Below are 18,450 nucleotides of genomic sequence, written 5' to 3'. Positions count from 1 at the left end.
GGGGGTGATGGTCAGGGTGGTGGTCCAGGTGGCTGGACGGTGCCGTCGGCCTCTCCCCGGCATCCCGCACAGCCGGCGGCAAGGACCGTGCGGCCCGCGGAGGGTGGTTCCGCCAGTCCTAGGTAGCCGAGACCCCAGGCGAAACAGAACCTGGGCACCCACGGCGCGGCACCACATGATGGAGATCGTCAGACGATCGAGCCGCGGTCGGCGACACCGACAGGAAGCCACCACCGATGACGACCTCCACCGTGTGCGGCAAAGTGATCACCAGCGCCGCGCTCTGCGCCGCGGTCGCCCTGGTGGCGAACGGGTGCGCCGGATCGCCGGACGGCGTCGGCCCGCACCCGGGCCATGGGGCGAGCGGCTCCGGCGGCGGCCCGACCAGTCCCGTAGGCGGCCAGGGCGACGACGCGGCCGCCGCCGACGCGCCGGTGTTCCGGCTCGCCGCCCAGCCCGACGGCTCGCACGCCTTCGACCACAACCGGCACACCGCCTCCGGCGACAAGATCCTCCTGCGCTTCCAGAACGACTCCGGGATCCCGCACGACATGGTGCTGGAACGCGACGGCCGGATCGTGGGGCGGACCCCGGTGATCACCCGCGGGGAGACCCGCGCCCTGGTCACCGGGCTCACTCCCGGCCGTTACACCTTCTTCTGCTCGATCGGCGGGCACCGGAGCGACGGCATGGGGGGCGTCCTGGAGATGACCGGCGACTGATCCGGACACCGACCGCACACAAGGAGACATGACATGTCCAGGATGACCTCTCTTGGTCTCGGCACCGTGCTCGCCACGGCACTGATCATCACATCGGCCTGCTCAGACGACGGGGACGACCCCAACGCAGCACCCCCGGCTGCCGGGGCCTCATCGGCCGCGTCCCCGCCGGCCGCGTCCCCGCCGGCCGCGTCCCCGCCGGCCGCGTCCTCGTCGGCCGGGAACCTGGTCGGAACGTGGGCGAACGACGACGGCAGCCTGAAGCTGGAGCTGCGCGCCGACGGCACGTTCAGCGAGGACCTCGGTGACCGCAAGGCCGCCTACGCCGGCAAGTACACCGTCAAGGGCACGACGCTGACGCTGAACGACAAGACCGGCGTCACCGCCGACGGCACCATCAACGGCGACTCGATCTCGCTCAGCGGATCGACGCTGAAGAAGACGGGCTGACCAGGAACACCGACCACGGAAACAAGGACGGGAGAGACAACCGTGCAACAGAGGATCTTGGGGTCGTCCGGACTGGCGGTCGGGGCCATCGGCCTGGGCTGTATGGGGATGAGCTTCGCCTACAGCCCCGCCGACCGCGACGACGAGGTGTCGGCCCGTGTCATCCACACCGCCGTCGACAAGGGCGTGACCCTGATCGACACCGCCGACGTCTATGGCCCGTTCACCAACGAGGAGCTGGTGGGCGCCGCGCTGCGAGACCACCGCGACGAGGTCGTGCTGGCCAGCAAGTGCGGGCTGGTGGTGCGGGACGGCGACATCGTGCCGAGCGGTCACCCCGACCACATCCGGGCGGCGGCCGAGGGCTCGTTGCGCCGGCTCGGCGTCGAGGTGATCGACCTCTACCAGCTGCACCGGGTGGACCCGGCGATCCCGGTGGAGGAGAGCTGGGGCGCGATGGCCGAGCTGGTCACCGAAGGCAAGGTGCGCTTCATCGGCATGTCCGAGGCGACGCTCCACGAGCTGGCCACCGCGCACGCCGTCCACCCGGTGGCGACCGTACAGAGCGAGCTCTCGCTGTGGAGCCGGGACCAGCTCGACAAGGTCGTGCCCTGGTGCCGCGAGCACGACGCCGCGTTCATTGCCTACTCGCCGCTCGGCCGCGGTTTTCTCACCGGCGCGCTGACCACGGTCGACCAGCTCGAGGCCGATGACTGGCGGCGCGGCAACCCGCGGTTCCAGGCCGAGACGATCGCCCGCAACCAGCGGCTCGTCGCGGCCATCGACACGGTGGCGCGCGACCGCGGGGCGACGCCCGCGCAGGTCGCGCTGGCCTGGGTGCTGGCGCTCGGCGACGACATCGTCCCGATCCCAGGCACCAAGCGGCTGAGCTACCTGGAGGAGAACCTGGGCGCCGCCGATCTGCGGCTCACCGACGCCGATCTCAAGGCGCTCGATCCCCTGGTCGACCAGGTCTCCGGCGATCGCTACTGAACCGCCCGCAGCACTGAACCACCGCACTGAACCACCCGCCGCGACCGTTCGGGAGCGCCCCATGACAAGCCGGGTCGGCATCGCAGGGTGACTCGAAAAAGTCGTTTCCGCAGGTAGATGGGCTTGATTGCGGTGGGTCAGAAGTGGGCCGGCGTGGAGGTGGGGGGCTCCGTCATCGGCGGCAGCTCTCGCCTGGCCCAAGATCCGCGATCACCATGCGTGATGGCGAAGGCGATGGATACGCAGACTCGCGACGATAGGGCTGATCACGGCGAGTCACAGTGCGGGAGCCGCAACCGAGGGCGCTGATCACGTGTAGGTCACCGTCCGGCGTGCCTCCGGACGAAACGCAACGAGGACCGCTAGGAGCGGATGTTTCGATGCAAAACGTCCCCAGAGGTCTTCGTTGTCTGCAACCTGCTGCCCCCTGCCCCTGCCGTCGAGTCCGCGCCGATTCTGGCGGTCATCCGTGAGCACGCTCCCCAGTTGGCGCATACCGGCGGTATCCAGACCGGTGGGCTGCTGGACTGCCTGGCGACGATTCCCGATCCACGGGATCGGCGCGGGGTGCGCTACGCGCTGGCGGCGATCGTGGCCCTGTGCCTGGCGGCGGTCTTGAGCGGGGAAAAGGCCCGGCTGGACATCGTGACCTGGGCGGCGGCGGCGCCGGGCTGGTTGCTGGTCGCGGTCGGGATCAAGGCGCGGGGCGGGCGGTTGCGGGCGCCGCACGCCGACACCGTCGAGCGGCTGCTCAACCAGCTCGACGGGCAGGTGGCCGATGATGTGCTGGGCCCGTGGTTCGCCGGCCGCGCCGGGCTCGGAACCGTCTTGGAGGTCGCAGCAGATCGGAGAGCGAGCCGGAGATGGCGCATCCGCCGGTACTGCTGATCGACGGGCAACCGGTCGCCGTCGCGGTCGACGGTAAGGCGATGGCGGGTGCCCTGGACGCCGACGGCCGTGCCGCGTTCCTGCTCGCGGCGGTCACCCACACCGCGACCAGCGTGCTCGCGCAGCGGCAGATCGGCCCGAAGAGTAACGAGATTCCGAGCTTCGCGCCGCTGCTGTCGCCCCTGGACCTGGCCGGGGTGGTGGTGACCATGGACAGTCTGCACACCCAGCGCGCCCACGCCCGCTTCCTGCTCCAGGACAAGCACGCCCACTTCGTGATGATCGTCAAGGAGAACCAGGCGCGGTTGTTCGACGCGCTGGCCTGGACACAGGTGGAGATCGCCCACCGCACCGACGAGCGCGGTCTCGGCCGCCGCGAGGTCCCCACCATCCAGGTGATGGACGCCCCGACGGCCTGGATGCCCTGTAACAACGCCGGTTCCTCGCGTATACCTTCCCGTCTCGCTCACCGGGCCCGGCCCTTCCAGCAGTCCTGGGCCGACCCGACTTTGTCGAGGCTGCTCCCGCCCTCACCGGCAATCCCCGGTTCGAGCTGCCTCCAGCTTCACCTCACCGCTACGGAGGGGACGGCGAGGAGATGGTGGCCTTCCACCTCCATCCGGACAAATCAGCGCCTCGTGGCGCACTGCGGCTGGTGACACGGACCCGAGTGGGGGGCCTTCTACCGCGACGGCGCCTACCTGGTGGGCAGCTTCGAGGTGCACAACCTGAACGAGAACGTGTCCGCGGTGCCGGCGCCGCAGCCGTTCAGCGGGGTGTTCAAGCACGAGTGGGTGACAAACTCGGCGTACGGCATGTTCACGGTGGTCGATGAGAGCCGCAAGGCGCGTCGCCGACGACATCAAGTCGGTGACGTTCGAGGTGAAGGACCAGGTGCAGGACTTCGGCAAGGTGGCGGACGTGCCCGTGTTGGCCGCCCGCTGACCCGACGGGCGGCCCTCGGCGTGCGGCGTCAGCCGAGCGGGATGGCCGAGATCGAGAACGGGAGCTCCGGCTTACCACCGGTCTGCCCGGTGTTGTACTGGCTGTTGACCACCAGCAGTCGGCCACTTACCACTCGCGCGGTGCTGGGATGCAGGAAGTCCGAGTTGATCACGGACTCCACCTCGGCGGCCGACCAGTCCTCGGCCGGCCGCAGCACCGAGACCTGCGGCTGCGGGTTCTGCGGGGAGAGCCCGCCGCGGACCACGTAGAGCCGCCCGTCATGCTGGACGAGGCCGTCGCCGCCGTACAGGAAGGCGCCGCCGAGGTCCACCTGGTGGATCTCCTTGGAGGTCCGGTTGAATCGGTACAGCTTGCCCGACTGGCTGTGCACGGCGATCAGGTTGTCGCCGTCGACCGCGGTGATGCCGTTGAGGTTGTGCCCGTCGACGAGCTCCACCGGAGTGCCGTCCAGGTCGAGCCAGGGGGCCATGCTCCAGCGCCCGTCCCGCTCGCTGATCCGGTAGATGAGGTGACCGAGCGAGTCGGTGGCGTAGGCGGTGCCGTCCTCAGCGATGGTGATGTCGTTGACGAAGCCACCGGGCACGCCGGCGACCGTGGCCAGGAGCCGGCGGGATCGGATGTCGTAGATCCACACCCGGTTGGTCGCGCCTCCGCCCACGTAGAGCCTGCCATGGTCGTCGGAGATGATCCCCGACGTGGTCGTACGGCCGTCCACGCCACCCCGGAGCCACACCTGCATCCACTCCTGGCCGGGCGTGCCCACGTACAGGGTGCCCTCCTGCGTGCTGCCGGTGAAGAACTGGTCGGTGGCCTGGTCGTACGCCAGCCCGCCGGGATATCCCCACCGGCCCGGGACGACGTACCGGGACGGCAGGCCGATGCCGGCGTCGTTCCGAAGTTCCGCGGCCTGGGCCGACGGGGTGGGAGCCGGATTTCCGGTGTGCGTGGAGGCCGCGGCGGGGGTGGCCACGAGCAGGAGGGTGAGAGCGGCGGAGACGGTGGGGACGCGCACGAAGATCTGTCCTTTCGACGACATGTCACCGATGATCAGCGGACGGCACTCGGCCAGCCAGAGCTCAACCCTGCCCCGGGTGCGGCGAACCTATGGTCCGGCAGGACCACCCAACGGCCTGTTTGGCCGATTAGTCTGGATCGCGATGACACGACGCGCTGATCTCAACGACTTCCTCCGCACCTGTCGCGCCCGTCTGGCACCCAGGGACGTGGGGCTGCCTCCGGGGCCAGGGCAACGGCGCGTTCCCGGTCTGCGACGGGAGGAGCTGGCACTCCTGGCGGGCATCAGCGTCGACTATTACATCCGGCTGGAGCAGGGCCGGTGCGGCACCGTCTCCGAAGGCGTGCTGGACGCCGTGGCGAGCGCCCTGCGGCTGACCGACGACGAACGCGCCTACCTCCACCAACTGGCCAAACCCACCCGCACGCGGGTCCGCGCCCCACGCGCGCAGACGGTCCGCGCCGGTCTGCACCAGCTGCTGAACGCCCTGCCGGCCAGCCCCGCGTTCGTCTTCGGCCGCCGGATGGACATCTTGGCGTGGAACCCGCTGGCCTGCGCGCTCATCACGGACTTCGCGGCACTGCCCGTGCGCAGGCGCAACCTCGCCCGGCTGATCCTGCTCGACGAGAACGTCAGGCGCCTCTACCCCAACCGCGAGCAAGTCGTGAGCGACACCGTCGGCCACCTGCGCATCGACGCCGGCCGCTATCCCGACGACCCCGAGCTCACGTCCCTCATCGGCGAGCTGTCGATGCACAGCGAGGAGTTCCGGCGGCACTGGGCGATGCACACAGTGAAGAGCAAGACCCATGGAGTCAAGCAGTTCAGGCACCCGCTCGTCGGGGAGTTCGTTCTCGCCTACGAGACGCTGCACCTGCCCGACGCGCCGGACCAGCTCCTCAACGTTTACACGGCCGAACCGGGCTCCCCCGCCGACGACAACCTCAAGATCCTCGCCACCTGGCACCCGGGCAACGGTCAGCAGGCAGGCGGCCTGCCGGGCCTCACGCCCGCAGAAGGGTGACCTCGCGGCCCGACGGCGTGTGGGCCCGGTCGAGGACGCCGCGTTCCCGCCACGACGCAGCGCTGGTGCGCCGAGGCGCGCACCTTGCCGCGCCTGCAGGTTCCGGTTCACAGCACCGAGAACCCGGCGCCGCTCACCCAGCGTAGTCGCCGCAATGTTCGACGGTAATCGACAGGTATGTCATAGCGGGGGTCCCTGCTTGCGGGTACAGAAGAGACGGCTTATCGCTCGTCGGCGCCACGAGGAGCGCCGGTGACCCGACGTCGAGGGAGTAGATGACTGCGTTGCGATACCACCGGTCCGGCATGCGGGATCAGCTTCCCGCTTGGACGCGGGTGAAGCATTCGATCAAGAGAAGTCGAGGGTGGACAAGGCGGAAGGCTGGTGGTACGGCGCAGGAGGAACAACGGCTCAATGCCGGTGAACTCCGCCACCTGGGTCGTGGCCATGTCAGTGTGGGGACACGCAGGCGTAGCAGGTGCCGGTAGCGGCCATGCTCCATGGCGAGGTCCGCCAGGGTCACCACGGCCACGTCGGTTCGACAAGCTGGTAGGAGACCGGATCGCCACTGCCGTGCGTCCCGCTGGGCGGTTCGGCGGTAGGTGCGGCGGCCATGGTGGCCCTGGCCGCCGGCTGGGTTAGCAAGGGGACCATCCTCGTGGACGCCTCGGTGCTGGGACGGGTGGAGCGGCCTGGAGTCGGCCGGTGCTGTCGTAGCCGCCCAGCAGCGGTTCGGTGGGCTGGTGCAAGGTGCCGGTGAAGTCGCCGATGATGGCCTCGGTGGTCCTGCGGTGCTCGGTTTAGCCTTGCGGGTGCCGATTAATCATCCGGCCAGGTCAAGCCGCATGTCGATACTCTCTCGGGATGCCCCCAAGTCGATCACGTCGATGGATGTCGAGCGCTGTGATCTGGGCTGGTTGAGCGTTGGGATCGGGAAGTGGTCGGAGCGGAGCCTGTGCCGCTTCAAATCTCGCCACCGTGTCTTGAGTTGCGGTGATGCGATGGTTCCTACGCGGACCTTAAGCGAGCACTTAAAAACGTTTGAGCAATTGCTCAAGGGATATTGAGCGTCCGCTCAAACGAGAACGAGCGTTCTCGGGTTAGCACCACGTCAGAGCGGGTGACGCATTTTCCGGCGCCCACAATGCCCTGCCGCCACCCAGAACCGGCAGGTCCGGACGGCCCCGCACCAAAGGCGTCCGCCTGGGAACGCCGGCCGACCTGGCCGGCACCTGGCGCACCACCCGGGTCCGCCGTTACGGACGCACCGACACCGTGCAGATCAGCGAAACGACATGCCTGTGGTACAGGCCGTTCCGCAGCCAGAGCATCCGCGTCATCCTGGTCCGCGACACTCAACCCCGTACCCGCGACGGCGACGACCGCGGCTACGGCCTGCCCCTGATCACCACCGACCTGTACTCACCCGCCGAAGACCTCATCGCCCGCTACGCCGCCCGCTGGTGCATCGAGGTCGCCTTCTTCGACGCCCGCCAGAGCCTCGGCGTCGGCCAAGCCCGCAACCGCACCCGGCTCGCGGTGGAGCGCACCGTCCCGTTCGGCATGATCTGCCTCAGCCTGACCATCCTCTGGTACGCCACCCACGGACACAGTCCCGCCGACACCGCCGAACGACGGGCACGCTCACGGTGGTACACCACCAAGACCGAACCGTCCTTCGAAGACATGGTGATCAAGCTCCGACGGGTCATCATCGCCGAACGTTTTCGGCCCCAAGCCCCCTACCAGGCCACACCCGAAGAAACCCAGGCCGTCCTCGCAGCCTGGGCCGCCGCCGAAACATGATTACCCACAACTGCGAAACACGAGGGCGCTTGGTCTGCACTCCGGGGCGGCACGCCCAGCCTGGGCGAGATGCTGCGGTGCGCTGTGGCGAAGCTGGTGGGTGGACTACGTGGCCGGCCACGGCGACCTCATCGGGCTTTGTCAGCGCGGGCGATCGTCCGCCCGCAGGATGTCGATGATCTCGTCCACCGCAGGACCTCGCCCCGGTGCTGCCTTGGGCGCGGTGATGGAGACCTTGGCCTGCCAGTCCCAGAACCGCGTGGCCAGGCGCACCGAGCGGATCCGGTTGTCCCCCAGCCCGATGGAATCGGCCTTCGTGGTCGTCCGGAAGTGCCAGACGAGCCGGTCCGGCAGGCCACGGTCGTCGTACAGGTATTGCCACCAGATCTCGTCCGTGCCAACGGCCGAGGTGCCCGCCGCCTCGCGGAAGGTGGGGGAGACCCGGTAGAGCTCCTTGAGGGTGATCATGCCGCTACGGGTGTAGATGCGCTGGTTGCGGCCGGTGGTGCGGTTCTTGTGCCAGGGCGTGACCGATGAGCGGTCCGTGGTGGACAGCAGCTTGGCCAGGGTGGCCGGCTCCAGCACGTTGATGATCTGGTCGCCGTACGCTGCGGCGCCCCCGCCGGCGCGGCCGGTGCGGAGCCACGTGCGGGCTTTCGGCGGCAGGTGGTAGAGCCAGCCCTTCGTGCTGATCATGCGGGTCGTTCCAGCGGATTTGAGCAAACCCGCGAAATAGGCGTCTCCCTTGGCCGCCTCCTGCTTCATCAAGACCTGTCCGCTCAACTGCACCACGCGGGTGATTTCGGAGGCCGTCACGCCGGTGGGGCCCAGTTGGAGCTTGCCGGTGCCCTTCAGGCCGACACCGCCGGATATCTGCTCGCGAGTGGCGTCGTTCTGCCAGAACAGATCGGTGCCGGTGTTGCCGAGAAACTCCAGCGTGACCCCGGCATTGCGGGCCAGAAGGGCCCGTACGGCGGCCACCGGGTCGGGAGTGGCATGGGCGGTCGCGGGGACCGCGGTGGCGAGAGCCAGAGTTGCTATGAGGGTTTTCATGTCCTGTCCAGGGAGGGAAGCCAAGATCGTCGTAAATTGTGGCGGAGCGTGGAAGGCCTGTCGATTCCTTGACTGCCGGTCGACATTTGATCTGAGCTCTCTAGCGTTTCGCCAGGCCGCCGGAAAGAAGTGATCGCCCAGTGAGAGCCTCCCCGTGGCGATGGTGGGCGCGGGCCGGTCAGACTGATCAACGCTCGCTGGACACGCCGGATCTTTCCTGAAACCTCCCTGTGAAGCCGTTTCTGGATCTTGCCTGTCGCTCAACGCCGGGCCGATCTATGACGCCCAGTGCGCCCTGCACCCTCTCACCGGCAGCAAGGTGTTCGAGTCCCACAACACCCCCGCGCCGCCCGCCTGGGGCGGGTTCGGCCCGTGCGTCCGCGATGACGGCGACTGCCGCGACTTCCCGATCTTCAACCAAGCGGGAGGACGGGTGGGCGTCGCGTTCCTACCGGTGGACGCTCGACGAGCTGGCCTTCGTCGACGGCTGGGTCTACGACCGGCCGCACGCCGACGAGCACTCCAGTGGTTTCTGGCTGCGTCGCGCCTGACGCGCGCCGCTCGCCCTCCGCCCCTGCTCGAAGGAGTGCGAAGAAGACCCCATCTGGTTACCGGCGCTGACGCCGAACCTCCACAACACCCCCGTCGGCGCAGTACCCCCGGGGCTTAGGCCTTTCCGCCGCCCTCGCAAACGCCTCCTGGGGCGTCCTCCCGCTAGGAGAATCTGACACCGTGAGCCAGCCAGACATCGCGGCTCAACGTTATTGGACAGATCAGCGCGGACCAGCACTGCCAGCAGGGCGAACAAGCACCTCATCAATCGGTAGACAAGCGATAGCACTACTTCATGATGGTCGTAGCGGCCGCTCTGATCGCGCAGCAAATTCCAGCTCACACCACGAAACCGTGTTTCCGAGCGGGACACCACCACGCCGCGGTTGGGTTCCACGACGACCTGATCCGCGCGAGTATCGAGGCTGACATCGCGCCCAGGGTGAGCGCGCTGCTCGCCGAGGCGTCGAACCACCGGCTCACGCCCGTTGAGGGTGGCGTCGTCTGCCCCGGTCACCCCTAGTCGGTCACGGTCTTGAGGGTCACGTGGTTGCGGCCCGGACTGGTCACGATCACCTTGGCGTCGGTGATTCTCACAGGGGGGTGTCCCCCTCGTTCGGGGGGCTCGTCAGGGTTGTGCTCAGTTCTGCAGCGGCATGAGGTGGTCGGCGAACTCGTCGAGCCAGCGCTCGGCCGAGGATATGGGTGTGGCGGGCCGTACGACGAACTTGGTGATCCCGGCCTCGACGAAGCGTCCGATCAGGTCACGGGCGGCGGCCCAGCCGACCGGGACGATCTCGGTGGGGTCGGCGCCGGGGTTGCGCCTGGCGATGGCGTCGATTGCGGTGGCGGGGATCTCGGTCGCGGCCACCGCGAGGCTGGTGCCGTAGTGGTCGGCTTCGATCTCGCGGCCGGCCTCGGCCGCGTGCGCCGCGATCGCCGTACGGCCGGCGGCGGCCTGGTCCGGGGTGAGGAAGCTGGCCAGCCAGCCGTCGGCGAGCCGGCCGGCGCGGCGCAGAGCGAGCTCCCCGCTGCCGCCGACCCAGATGTCGAGCGGCTTGGCCGGCAGCGGGCCGACCCCGGCGTTCTCCACCGTGAAGAACTTGCCGTGGAAGGTCACCTTCTCCTGCCGCAGGAGCAGCCTGAGCAGTTCGAGCGACTCGTCGAACACCGCCCCGCGTGGCCCGGGAACGGGAAACGCCTCCCGTTCGGCGGGCCTGGCCGGCGTCAGCCCGAAGGCCGGCAGCACGCGCTTGGGGGCGAGCGCGGCCAGCGAGGCGAGTTGCTTGGCCACCCGCATCGGGTGGCGGCCCGGCAGGATCGCCACCCCCGTGCCGACCTTCAGCCTGCGGGTGGCGGCCAGCGTGTAGGCCATGCCGACGATGGGCTCGACGGACGGCCCATGGACGATCTCCGACAGCCACAGGGAGTCGATCCCGAGAGCCTCGGTCCGCTCCGCGAGCCCGGCGAGGTGGTCGGGGGTGTCTCCAGGTGGCGGCGCTATCCCGATGCGTACCTTCATCGGCCCATTATCGGCCTGGCCTCGGGATTCGCTGCTTGTGCTCCTTCGGGTCGGTGACGGCTTGTTCAAGGCGGTCGGCGCGCTCCTCCCAGATCCGGCGCTGCTCCGGCCGATCACATCAAACCGCCGCGGCGTCCTGAAAGCGGTGTCTCTCCCGGCGTCGTCCGCGTGGTTTGCCCCATTTGGACGGCGGCGGGGGTGACAGGTGAAACCAGTGACGACTTGAATCTGAGCGGGCAGCTTGCGCTACGGAGATCATTGAGTTGTGTACGGGTTAGAGCACGTGCCGAGCACTGCGACCGTCATTAGACGGTGCCGGCGTGGCTGGAGCGCGGGATCCATTCCGGGGGCGATGATGAATGATCGAATAGGGCGGCCGTGCTCGGTGCGTGCTCGTACGCCCCGTCACACGCCGTCAGGACCCGGCACTGCCGGACACGCAAAACGCGCTGAGGTGGCACGAACCATCACCCAACGGCACAGCGCGGCACTTAAAGATGTTGCTTCTAATCCGACGGTCGCAGGTTCGAATCCTGCAGGGCGCGCTTTGATCATGTTCTGACCTGTGACTTTGTGGGATCGGATGCGTTCTAGAATTTTCGTCTAGCGGTTGAGTGCTCCACGCGTGCTCGTGCGCACCGACCCCGCACACACCATGATCCATTTGCTGTCCTCCCACTCGGCCAAGAGCAGCGGCCCCGCCTCGCCGCGAGCAGGCGGCGAATGCGGGGCCGGATGCTTAATCCGACTGTCAGCCCCTCAGCGAGATGAGTTTCCCGGGCGCGGTCTGGTCTTCCTTGCCGAACAGCAGGGCTGCCGTCTTCTCGGCCGCCGCCGTAGCCACCTGCGGGTAGACAGAGGTGTAGGTGTCGGCGGTGAACGCGCTGGACGTATGGCCCAGGGTTTCCTGGACCACCTTCATCTCCACCCCGGCCGCCAGCATCAGCGAGGCCGCGCCATGACGCAGATCGTGGAGCCGGATGGGCGGCAGGCCGGCCAGGTAGGCCAGCCAGACGGCCGCGCCGTCTACCTGGGCGTCTTCCACGCGATCTCCGCCTTCAACAACGCGGGCTTCGCGCTGTGGTCCGACAACCTGATGCGCTTCGTCACCGACCCGTGGATCTGCCTGACCATCGCCGCCGCGGTGATCGCGGGCGGGCTCGGCTTCCCGGTGGTGTTCGAGCTGCTGCGCACCTGGCGCCGGCCCAGCCGTTGGTCGGTGCTGACCAGAATCACCGTCGCAGTCACCGCGGTCCTGCTCATCGTCGGCACCCTGGTCTTCCTGAGCACTGAATGGCACAACCCGAAGACGCTCGGCCCGCTCGACTACCCCGGCAAGTTACTGGCTGCGTTCTTCACCGCCGTCATGCCGCGGACGGCGGGCTTCAACAGCATCGACATCGCCGGCATGTACCCCACCAGCTGGCTGGCCACCGACCTGCTGATGTTCATCGGCGGCGGCAGCGCCGGAACGGCGGGCGGCATCAAGGTCACCACGCTCGGCATGCTGGCCTTCATCATCTGGTCCGAGATGCGGGGCGAGCACGAGGTCAACATCGACCATCGCCGCCTGCCGGAAACGGCACAGCGCCAGGCCGTCGCGGTCACCCTGATCAGCGTGACCCTGGTCGCGCTGTCCACCTACCTGCTGATGGTCCTGACCCCGCACAGCCTGGACCGGGTGCTGTTCGAGGTCGTTTCGGCGTTCAGCACGGTCGGCCTGTCGACCGGCATCACCGCCGGCACCACACCGGTCGGCCAGATACTGCTGGTGCTGCTCATGTTCATCGGCAGGACGGGACCGCTCACCCTGGGCTCGGCCCTAGCGTTGAAGGACCGCACCCGCCGCTACCAGCTACCCGAGGAGAGGGTCATCGTCGGGTGACGCGGCGGGGACCGTTCGCCCGGTTCACGACGGCCGAGTGCCGAGTTCGGATTGAAGGCCGTTCAGGATCGTGCGCAGACCGAACTCGAGCTCCTTGTCGGGACTCGGTGAGGGGCCGTCGTCCTCCTGAGCGGCGCTGTGGGCGCGTAGCCGCGGGAACCGCATCGCGATCTCGGTCGCCTGCGCCACCAGGTCGCGGATCTGCGCCTGCTCGTCGCCGCCCGTGTGGCGCAGGCGCGCTCTCCAGGCCGCTTCGGAGGCCACGCCGAGGGCGGTACCCAGGACGAAGGTGAAGACGGTCTTCATGGCCTGTTCCACGTCACGTCCGGTGAAGCCGGCCGCCTGGTAGACCGCGAGCAGGTGGTCGTCGTGGCGTGCCTTGCCGAGGCCGTACAGGAGGTGGGTGCTCATGGCGGGGACGAGCCACGGGTGCCGGAGAATCATCGCGAACAGCCCTTTGGCCATGGCCGTGGCCGCGGCCTGCCAGGTGACCTCCTTCAGGTCGGGTAGCTCGATCTCCTCCCAGACCGCGTCGGCGGCGAGCACGAGGAGGTCGTCCTTGCTCTTGACGTGCCAGTAGACGGCCGTCGCCGCGGAGTTCAGGCGGGTGCCGAGCTGCCGCATGCTCAGGCCCTCGATGCCCTCGCTGTCCAGCAGCTCGACGGCCGTCCGGATGATCTGGTCCTTGGTCAGCGTCTCGCGTGGCACCTGCTCAGGATAGAGCGCTCTTGCACAGCGTTCGAGCCGAGACTTGCACAGTGTTCAAGTGCAGCCGTACGCTCCCACTTGAACACTGTGCAAGTCGTCGGAGGAGACTACCGTGATACCGATTGCAGTCCTGTCCGCGTCCCTCCTGCAGCTCCTGCTCGCAGGCACCTTCTTCGTCATCCCCGTCGTCGGCCGTCGCCTCGGCCCTGCCGCCCAACGAGCGGCCGAGGCCGAAGTGGCCAGACAGGGGATCCCAGGTGCCGTCTTGGCCCGGCATCGAATCGACTTCGGAGCGAGCCAGGCCAGCGTCGTCCTCGCGATGTCCATCGGTGTGTGCCTCGTGGCGCTCGCCCTGCTCAACCTGAGCGGAAGCGGCACCGGCCGGATCCTGTCCTGGATCTTCCAGGCGGTTGTCTTCGTACTCGGATGCGTGATCATGCCCGGCGAGGTGTTCACCACGCGATACCTCCAGGCGGCCGCTCGTAAGTCGGATGACCCGAGCCTGCGTGGCCTCGACGTCGAAGCGTTCGTCGAAGCCGCCGTGAAGGCGTACCCTTCCTGGTTCCGCGGCGTGATCGCCGCCCGCCTTGTTCTGGCGACGGCCGGCTCGCTCCTGGTCATCGGCTTGTTGGCCATGCCTGCCGTCAGTGGCTACTTCGCATGACATCGCCGTGTGGGGGCCGCCTGACGCTCGGGCTCCAGGTGCCGATGGGGCGAGTCGCTGTCCGTGGACATGCGGTCCACTACTTTGTGATACTTTATAGTAGTACTCAGGGCTACAGGGTACCGAGTGAACCGCGAAGGACCCACGATGGACGACCTGACGGAGATGCTGAAGGGCACGCTTGAGGGCTGCGTGCTGGAAATCATCGGCAGCGAGGAGACCTACGGGTACGCCATCACGCGCCGGTTGAACGAGCTCGGCTTCGCCGACGTTGTCGAGGGGACGGTCTACACCATCTTGCTGCGGCTGGAGAAGAAGAACCTCGTCCAGGTGACAAAACGACCGTCCGAGCAGGGCCCGCCGCGCAAGTTCTACGCGCTCAACGACGCGGGGCGCGAAGAACTCGCGACGTTCTGGGCGAAATGGGAGTACGTCTCATCGCGGATCGACAAGCTCAAGGAGGGCGGAAGATGAGCTTCTGGGAGACCATCACAGGCAGCGATCTCACCAGGGAATACAAGGCGTTCCAGGCTCGGGCGGCGGCCTTGCCGGCCGATTACCGGGCGGCGTGGGAACAGGTCCAGGGTCATCTTTTTATCTACGGGGACTTCACGGGGCGCAACCTGATGCCGATTCTCGACGGTGCTCTGGGGCTGCTCGAAGAGACGGCGGCCGATGGGCAGAGCATTGACGAGGTGCTGGGTGACGACATCGCGGGCTTCTGCGCGGCGCTGGCCGGTGAAGAAGGGGGCCGGACTTTCCACGACCGGTGGCGCGAGCAGCTGAACAGGAACGTCGCAAGGAAATTGAGCCGGCTGGGAGGCTGACGTGAGCATCCGGGACATCATCGAGGGCAAGAAGCAGTGGCGGGCCCACCTGGCGCGGGTCAAGGCGCTCCCGCCGGACTACGAGATCGTCTACAAGGAGATGCAGAGGTACTTCTTCAAGGTGGGGCCGGTCGGACTGACCGACGGGTCCCTGCTCACCGGGCTCCTCGAATTCTTCGAGGAGGGTGCCGCGGCAGGCAAGGGCGTTCTGGAGCTCATCGGCGACGACGTCGCCGCCTTCGCCGACGACCTGATCAAGGACTCGCGCACCTACGCGGAGCTCTATCAGGAGTCCATCAGCGGGGAGCCCGGCACGGCCGGGAAGTGACGAGTCCGAACTCTAGCCCCCTCATTGATGGGACCCCGGGGGCGATGTCTCCACCGGCAGTAGCGAGTCCCGCGTTCGTGCGATCGGCGCGGGGCCATCAATGAAACTCCGGCGGATACTCCAAATCGGCGAGGCCGCCGGCGACCTGCCGGGTCGGGGGATATGTCTCCATGCAAGCCGGTCTCGGCCTAGGAGGAGCACGGTGCTGCCCCGGTCACCTCCTACGGCGCCAAGGCCAAGCTGAGCTGGTTCTCAAGAATCTGGAGGGATCTCCCAAGCGCCAAGGTCAATGGTTAAGTTGCCGGAACGGTGTGGCGGAGCCGTGCCACCACAATGGCGAGCAGCCCGAGGGCGGCCAGCGCGAAGACCGCGTTGCCGATGAGGTCTACATGCGCGGGCGCTGGGAAACTCGGCGGCTGAGGGAATCCGTGCCAGGCGTAGGTGACCAGGCAGGCAGCGCCCAGGGCGAACCTGTGCCAGGGTCCCCAGCCCATGCGCCGGGACCAGCGCAGGATGAGCATCGTCATCGTGGCGTAGAGCGCGAGGTAGAAGCCGACCGTGATCCACGCGGGCACGATGGACTCCAGCTTGATCCCCACCAGGGCGAGCAAACTGGGGAGCCAGAACGCCAGCCCGGCCGCGATGGTGATCGCGAAGACGGTCCACGGGCCGGCCGGCGTGGCGGGAGGAGGGGGCGGCGGAATCGAACGGACAGGAACGCGGCGATGATCAGGGCGACGGCCGTGATCAGCGTCCAGATGATCTGCGCGGCCGACAGCGGGTAGATGGCCGGATCTGCCAGGGCGATGGGCACCGCGCCGCCCAGCAGGAACAGGACGGCTGACACGGTGAGGCCGACCTTGCCGAGCCAGGGCGTGTCCGGCCGGCGTGAGCCCGCCTCTACCTGTACCGCGTCAAAACGCGCGCGTATGGTCTGATCTGGGGTTTCGCCGCGCGAACTAGGCGGCTCGGCGGTACTCGTTGATCGCTCCTGCGAGTACTTCGTGGCGTTTGATCGGGCCTTCCATGGACACCACCGCCTGTTCGTCTTGGTCGAGTGGTCGTTGGCCGCGCGCCTGGTGGGGTCGGTGGCCGTTGTAGTGATCGATGTACTCGTTCAGAACCGAGTGCAGGTGACGTTCACCGTAGATCAGCATGTGGTCGGTGCACTCGGTGCGCACCGTCCTGATTCAGCGCTCGGCATAGCAGTTGGCCCTCGGTGTTCGCGGCGGTGTCTTCAGCACCGTGACGCCCACGGCGGCGAAGACCTCATCGAATACGGTGGTGAACTTGGCATCTCGATCGCGGATGAGGAAGCGGAATGAGCCTGCTCGCTCGCCGATGTCGATCAGGAGATTACGGGCCTGCTGGGCGGTCCATGCTCCGGTCGGATGAGAGGTCACGCCCAAGATGTGCACGTGTCGCGTGTTGACCTCTATCACGAACAACACGTACAGGCGCTTCAGGAAGATCGTGTCAACGTGGAAGAAGTCGCAGGCCAGAAGCCCTTTGGCTTGCAAACGTAGAAATGTACGCCAGGAGGGTGTCGAGATGACGGGGCGCCGGAGCGAAGCGGCGGGAGCGCAGAATGCGCCGTACGGTCGCCTCGCTGACCTGATAGCCGAGCCGCACCAGTTCCCCGTGCACCCGTTGATGGCCCCACGTGTGGTTCTCCCGCGCCAGGCGGAGGATCAAGTCCCGGATCTCTCGACTTGTTGTTGGACGTCCGGGCCGATGCGGGTAGGTCCAGGCCCGTCGTAGCAGACGCCGATGCCACGACAGCAGCGTCGCCGGGGTAACCAGCCGATGAGTGCGCAGCACCGCCGGCAGCCACCGGGCCAACGCTGCCAGGACGGCTCGATCGGCCTAGTCCGGCTTGGGGCGTCCGACCTGGCGCCGTAGCACTGCCACTTCGTGACGCAGCGCCATGATTTCCACGTTCTTCGACGCCTGGCTACGGCCCAGCAACATCAGCCAGCCGAATACCCGCAGCGTGATGAGATAGAGCAGGCGGACAAGCACGAGACGCGATCTTGTCTGCGGGGACAGAGCCCGTCAAGCCGCAGGCCATTGCCATCGTGGATGCGTTTTGACGCGGTACAGCCTTGAGTTCCAAGGCGCTAAGGCGCACATAAGTTACATACGGGACAACAGCTCAGCCTTCCGCCGCGGCCTGTTCGATCATGGGACCTTGTACGGCAGCGAGCACGGCGGCGGCGAAGGGCAGGGAGTGATGCGTGGCTCCCCAGCCAATGCCGAACACCACGGAGGCGGGATCGTTGTTGGGATTGGAGAGGGCCTGGTGCCCACGGATGCGCAGCCGCAACGACCCGCGAGCGTCCTCCAGTGCATGCCAATCGACGCCCTCGATCTCGGTGATCGGGTAACGCTGGTCACCTGCCGTGTACTTGGCCGGGGAAGCTCCGGACGAGAACCAGGTGAAGGTGACAGCCTGCCCGTCGAAGGCGGCCTCACCGTCCCATGCCTTGAAACTACGTGGCACCGAAGGACCGGCGATCAGGAACCGCTCAGCCGGACCGCGCTCGGACAAGGCCGCGCGCATCTCGTCGGCATACTGGTCGGCCAGCGTCTTCGTGGCGGCGGGCAGCACCAGCCGGTACGGATCGAGCGACTCCTGGAGCTGCCCCGTTGCCGCGGACATGACCGGGTCGGCTCCCTCCCGGGGAACCACCCGCAACACCACCCTGCCGCGTGCACCAGTCTCCAGCATGACATCGGCCAGCGCGTCGTACGGCACGAACCGCTCACCGAGCTCCATGCTCAGTTTCGACGCCTTACCCGGCTCAGGCGTAATGCGCAACCCTCCGTCCTCGAACTCCCACGCGCAACCTCGCCCCTTCAGTACGTCACCCATGCAAGCAAGGATAGGTGCTGGTGCTCAAACACTGGCGGCTGCGCAGACGGGCGGCCACCGCGGCGAGCCGGCTGGGCCTGCGCACGTCGCTGGCCGCCGCGTTCGGCGACGGCGACTACGGCGACTTCTGCTGGCGCACTCTGGAGGATCAAAGCGGTCGACCTGTCCAGGT

25 protein-coding genes are annotated in these 18,450 nt (G+C 67.6%); 14 read left to right on the top strand and 11 right to left on the bottom strand.

The annotated features are described in order from the left end of the window. Positions 1–236 precede the first annotated feature (236 nt). From ETD86_RS15735 to ETD86_RS15715, 5 genes are all read left to right on the top strand, one after another. A complete protein-coding gene (locus ETD86_RS15735; protein WP_138666896.1) occupies positions 237–722 on the top strand; it encodes a cupredoxin domain-containing protein in 486 nt (161 codons plus the stop codon). Between the two features lie 33 nt (positions 723–755). After that, positions 756–1,172: an Atu4866 domain-containing protein gene (locus tag ETD86_RS15730; RefSeq protein WP_138666895.1), complete on the top strand. Its 417-nt coding sequence runs from the start codon at positions 756–758 to the stop codon at positions 1,170–1,172. 42 nt (positions 1,173–1,214) lie between these two features. Beyond that, positions 1,215–2,165 (top strand): aldo/keto reductase, encoded by a 951-nt coding sequence (locus ETD86_RS15725; RefSeq protein WP_138666894.1) that lies wholly within the window; start codon positions 1,215–1,217, stop codon positions 2,163–2,165. A 372-nt stretch (positions 2,166–2,537) separates the two neighbouring features. Next, entirely contained in the window at positions 2,538–3,053 is a 516-nt protein-coding gene (locus tag ETD86_RS15720; RefSeq protein ID WP_138666893.1) for a transposase family protein, read from the top strand. Continuing rightward, positions 3,029–3,712 (top strand): transposase, encoded by a 684-nt coding sequence (locus tag ETD86_RS15715; RefSeq protein ID WP_138666892.1) that lies wholly within the window; start codon positions 3,029–3,031, stop codon positions 3,710–3,712. The genes ETD86_RS15720 and ETD86_RS15715 overlap by 25 nt, the downstream gene beginning before the upstream one ends. 38 nt (positions 3,713–3,750) lie before the next feature. On the opposite strand, the gene ETD86_RS59110 is transcribed toward ETD86_RS15715, so the two are convergent. Both ETD86_RS59110 and ETD86_RS15710 read right to left on the bottom strand, forming a co-directional pair. Beyond that, the gene (locus ETD86_RS59110) at positions 3,751–3,876 is read right to left on the bottom strand and encodes a hypothetical protein (protein ID WP_281286916.1); all 126 of its coding nucleotides are present in this window, start codon (positions 3,874–3,876) and stop codon (positions 3,751–3,753) included. 150 nt (positions 3,877–4,026) lie between these two features. Next, a complete protein-coding gene (locus ETD86_RS15710) occupies positions 4,027–5,055 on the bottom strand; it encodes a hypothetical protein (RefSeq protein ID WP_138666891.1) in 1,029 nt (342 codons plus the stop codon). Between the two features lie 121 nt (positions 5,056–5,176). Between ETD86_RS15710 and ETD86_RS15705 the strand changes: the two genes are divergently transcribed. Further along, positions 5,177–6,058 carry a helix-turn-helix transcriptional regulator gene (locus ETD86_RS15705; protein WP_138666890.1) on the top strand — a complete coding sequence of 294 codons (882 nt, stop codon included), beginning with the start codon at positions 5,177–5,179 and terminating at the stop codon, positions 6,056–6,058. A 1,275-nt stretch (positions 6,059–7,333) separates the two neighbouring features. Then, the gene (locus ETD86_RS15695; RefSeq protein ID WP_138666889.1) at positions 7,334–7,864 is read left to right on the top strand and encodes a hypothetical protein; all 531 of its coding nucleotides are present in this window, start codon (positions 7,334–7,336) and stop codon (positions 7,862–7,864) included. 141 nt (positions 7,865–8,005) lie between these two features. Here the strand turns inward: ETD86_RS15695 and ETD86_RS15690 are convergent, their stop codons facing one another. Then, positions 8,006–8,917: a hypothetical protein gene (locus ETD86_RS15690; protein WP_138666888.1), complete on the bottom strand. Its 912-nt coding sequence runs from the start codon at positions 8,915–8,917 to the stop codon at positions 8,006–8,008. Between the two features lie 383 nt (positions 8,918–9,300). Between ETD86_RS15690 and ETD86_RS55135 the strand changes: the two genes are divergently transcribed. Both ETD86_RS55135 and ETD86_RS55130 read left to right on the top strand, forming a co-directional pair. After that, entirely contained in the window at positions 9,301–9,468 is a 168-nt protein-coding gene (locus ETD86_RS55135) for a hypothetical protein (RefSeq protein WP_170223095.1), read from the top strand. Between the two features lie 296 nt (positions 9,469–9,764). Then, complete coding sequence (locus tag ETD86_RS55130) at positions 9,765–9,992, top strand: hypothetical protein (protein ID WP_170223094.1); 228 nt, start codon at positions 9,765–9,767, stop codon at positions 9,990–9,992. 117 nt (positions 9,993–10,109) lie between these two features. Here ETD86_RS55130 and ETD86_RS15685 read toward each other — a convergent pair whose 3' ends face one another. Together ETD86_RS15685 and ETD86_RS58150 are read right to left on the bottom strand one after the other, a co-directional pair. Beyond that, positions 10,110–10,991 (bottom strand): TIGR03854 family LLM class F420-dependent oxidoreductase, encoded by an 882-nt coding sequence (locus ETD86_RS15685; protein WP_138666887.1) that lies wholly within the window; start codon positions 10,989–10,991, stop codon positions 10,110–10,112. Between the two features lie 751 nt (positions 10,992–11,742). Then, entirely contained in the window at positions 11,743–12,036 is a 294-nt protein-coding gene (locus ETD86_RS58150) for a tyrosine-type recombinase/integrase (protein WP_138666886.1), read from the bottom strand. On the opposite strand from ETD86_RS58150, the gene ETD86_RS58145 reads away from it, so the two are divergent. Next, entirely contained in the window at positions 11,950–12,876 is a 927-nt protein-coding gene (locus ETD86_RS58145) for a TrkH family potassium uptake protein (protein WP_342779270.1), read from the top strand. The genes ETD86_RS58150 and ETD86_RS58145 overlap by 87 nt on opposite strands. Positions 12,877–12,900: 24 nt before the next feature. Here ETD86_RS58145 and ETD86_RS15670 read toward each other — a convergent pair whose 3' ends face one another. Next, positions 12,901–13,584 carry a TetR/AcrR family transcriptional regulator gene (locus ETD86_RS15670; RefSeq protein WP_138666885.1) on the bottom strand — a complete coding sequence of 228 codons (684 nt, stop codon included), beginning with the start codon at positions 13,582–13,584 and terminating at the stop codon, positions 12,901–12,903. Between the two features lie 112 nt (positions 13,585–13,696). On the opposite strand from ETD86_RS15670, the gene ETD86_RS15665 reads away from it, so the two are divergent. The 4 genes from ETD86_RS15665 (at position 13,697) to ETD86_RS15650 (ending at position 15,403) form a co-directional block, all read left to right on the top strand. Beyond that, positions 13,697–14,248, top strand: coding sequence for a hypothetical protein (locus ETD86_RS15665; protein WP_138666884.1), 552 nt, complete (start codon positions 13,697–13,699; stop codon positions 14,246–14,248). A 147-nt stretch (positions 14,249–14,395) separates the two neighbouring features. Beyond that, complete coding sequence (locus ETD86_RS15660; RefSeq protein ID WP_138666883.1) at positions 14,396–14,722, top strand: PadR family transcriptional regulator; 327 nt, start codon at positions 14,396–14,398, stop codon at positions 14,720–14,722. Beyond that, a complete protein-coding gene (locus ETD86_RS15655; RefSeq protein WP_138666882.1) occupies positions 14,719–15,075 on the top strand; it encodes a DUF1048 domain-containing protein in 357 nt (118 codons plus the stop codon). The genes ETD86_RS15660 and ETD86_RS15655 overlap by 4 nt, the downstream gene beginning before the upstream one ends. A gap of 1 nt (position 15,076) precedes the next feature. Continuing rightward, on the top strand, positions 15,077–15,403 hold the full coding sequence (locus tag ETD86_RS15650; protein ID WP_138666881.1) for a DUF1048 domain-containing protein: 327 nt from the start codon (positions 15,077–15,079) through the stop codon (positions 15,401–15,403). 293 nt (positions 15,404–15,696) lie between these two features. On the opposite strand, the gene ETD86_RS15645 is transcribed toward ETD86_RS15650, so the two are convergent. From ETD86_RS15645 to ETD86_RS15635, 5 genes are all read right to left on the bottom strand, one after another. Further along, entirely contained in the window at positions 15,697–16,002 is a 306-nt protein-coding gene (locus tag ETD86_RS15645) for a hypothetical protein (protein ID WP_138666880.1), read from the bottom strand. Positions 16,003–16,362: 360 nt separating this feature from the next. Continuing rightward, positions 16,363–16,584 (bottom strand): integrase core domain-containing protein, encoded by a 222-nt coding sequence (locus tag ETD86_RS56960; protein ID WP_211370064.1) that lies wholly within the window; start codon positions 16,582–16,584, stop codon positions 16,363–16,365. A gap of 9 nt (positions 16,585–16,593) precedes the next feature. After that, positions 16,594–16,923: a hypothetical protein gene (locus ETD86_RS56955; RefSeq protein ID WP_211370063.1), complete on the bottom strand. Its 330-nt coding sequence runs from the start codon at positions 16,921–16,923 to the stop codon at positions 16,594–16,596. A gap of 346 nt (positions 16,924–17,269) precedes the next feature. Further along, entirely contained in the window at positions 17,270–17,425 is a 156-nt protein-coding gene (locus ETD86_RS56945; RefSeq protein ID WP_211370061.1) for a hypothetical protein, read from the bottom strand. 133 nt (positions 17,426–17,558) lie between these two features. After that, positions 17,559–18,278, bottom strand: a complete 720-nt coding sequence (locus tag ETD86_RS15635; protein WP_138666879.1) for a DUF4429 domain-containing protein — start codon at positions 18,276–18,278, stop codon at positions 17,559–17,561. Between the last annotated feature and the right edge of the window lie 172 nt (positions 18,279–18,450).

This window comes from Nonomuraea turkmeniaca (genome assembly GCF_005889735.1).
GTDB lineage: Bacteria > Actinomycetota > Actinomycetes > Streptosporangiales > Streptosporangiaceae > Nonomuraea > Nonomuraea turkmeniaca.
Note: the sequence above shows the minus strand (reverse complement) of the source record. Positions and strands in the feature narration are given on the sequence as shown.

Bases quoted from the DNA above. Each gene is read 5' to 3' on its own strand.
- ETD86_RS15685 (WP_138666887.1), bottom strand. From the start codon at position 10,991: ATGAAGGTACGCATCGGGATAGCGCCGCCACCTGGAGACACCCCCGAC.
- ETD86_RS55135 (WP_170223095.1), top strand. From the start codon at position 9,301: ATGACGGCGACTGCCGCGACTTCCCGATCTTCAACCAAGCGGGAGGAC.
- ETD86_RS15690 (WP_138666888.1), bottom strand. From the start codon at position 8,917: ATGAAAACCCTCATAGCAACTCTGGCTCTCGCCACCGCGGTCCCCGCG.
- ETD86_RS15655 (WP_138666882.1), top strand. From the start codon at position 14,719: ATGAGCTTCTGGGAGACCATCACAGGCAGCGATCTCACCAGGGAATAC.
- ETD86_RS58145 (WP_342779270.1), top strand. From the start codon at position 11,950: ATGACGCAGATCGTGGAGCCGGATGGGCGGCAGGCCGGCCAGGTAGGC.
- ETD86_RS15735 (WP_138666896.1), top strand. From the start codon at position 237: ATGACGACCTCCACCGTGTGCGGCAAAGTGATCACCAGCGCCGCGCTC.
- ETD86_RS15730 (WP_138666895.1), top strand. From the start codon at position 756: ATGTCCAGGATGACCTCTCTTGGTCTCGGCACCGTGCTCGCCACGGCA.
- ETD86_RS15710 (WP_138666891.1), bottom strand. From the start codon at position 5,055: ATGTCGTCGAAAGGACAGATCTTCGTGCGCGTCCCCACCGTCTCCGCC.
- ETD86_RS15715 (WP_138666892.1), top strand. From the start codon at position 3,029: ATGGCGCATCCGCCGGTACTGCTGATCGACGGGCAACCGGTCGCCGTC.
- ETD86_RS15720 (WP_138666893.1), top strand. From the start codon at position 2,538: ATGTTTCGATGCAAAACGTCCCCAGAGGTCTTCGTTGTCTGCAACCTG.
- ETD86_RS55130 (WP_170223094.1), top strand. From the start codon at position 9,765: ATGATGGTCGTAGCGGCCGCTCTGATCGCGCAGCAAATTCCAGCTCAC.
- ETD86_RS15635 (WP_138666879.1), bottom strand. From the start codon at position 18,278: ATGGGTGACGTACTGAAGGGGCGAGGTTGCGCGTGGGAGTTCGAGGAC.
- ETD86_RS15705 (WP_138666890.1), top strand. From the start codon at position 5,177: ATGACACGACGCGCTGATCTCAACGACTTCCTCCGCACCTGTCGCGCC.
- ETD86_RS15660 (WP_138666883.1), top strand. From the start codon at position 14,396: ATGGACGACCTGACGGAGATGCTGAAGGGCACGCTTGAGGGCTGCGTG.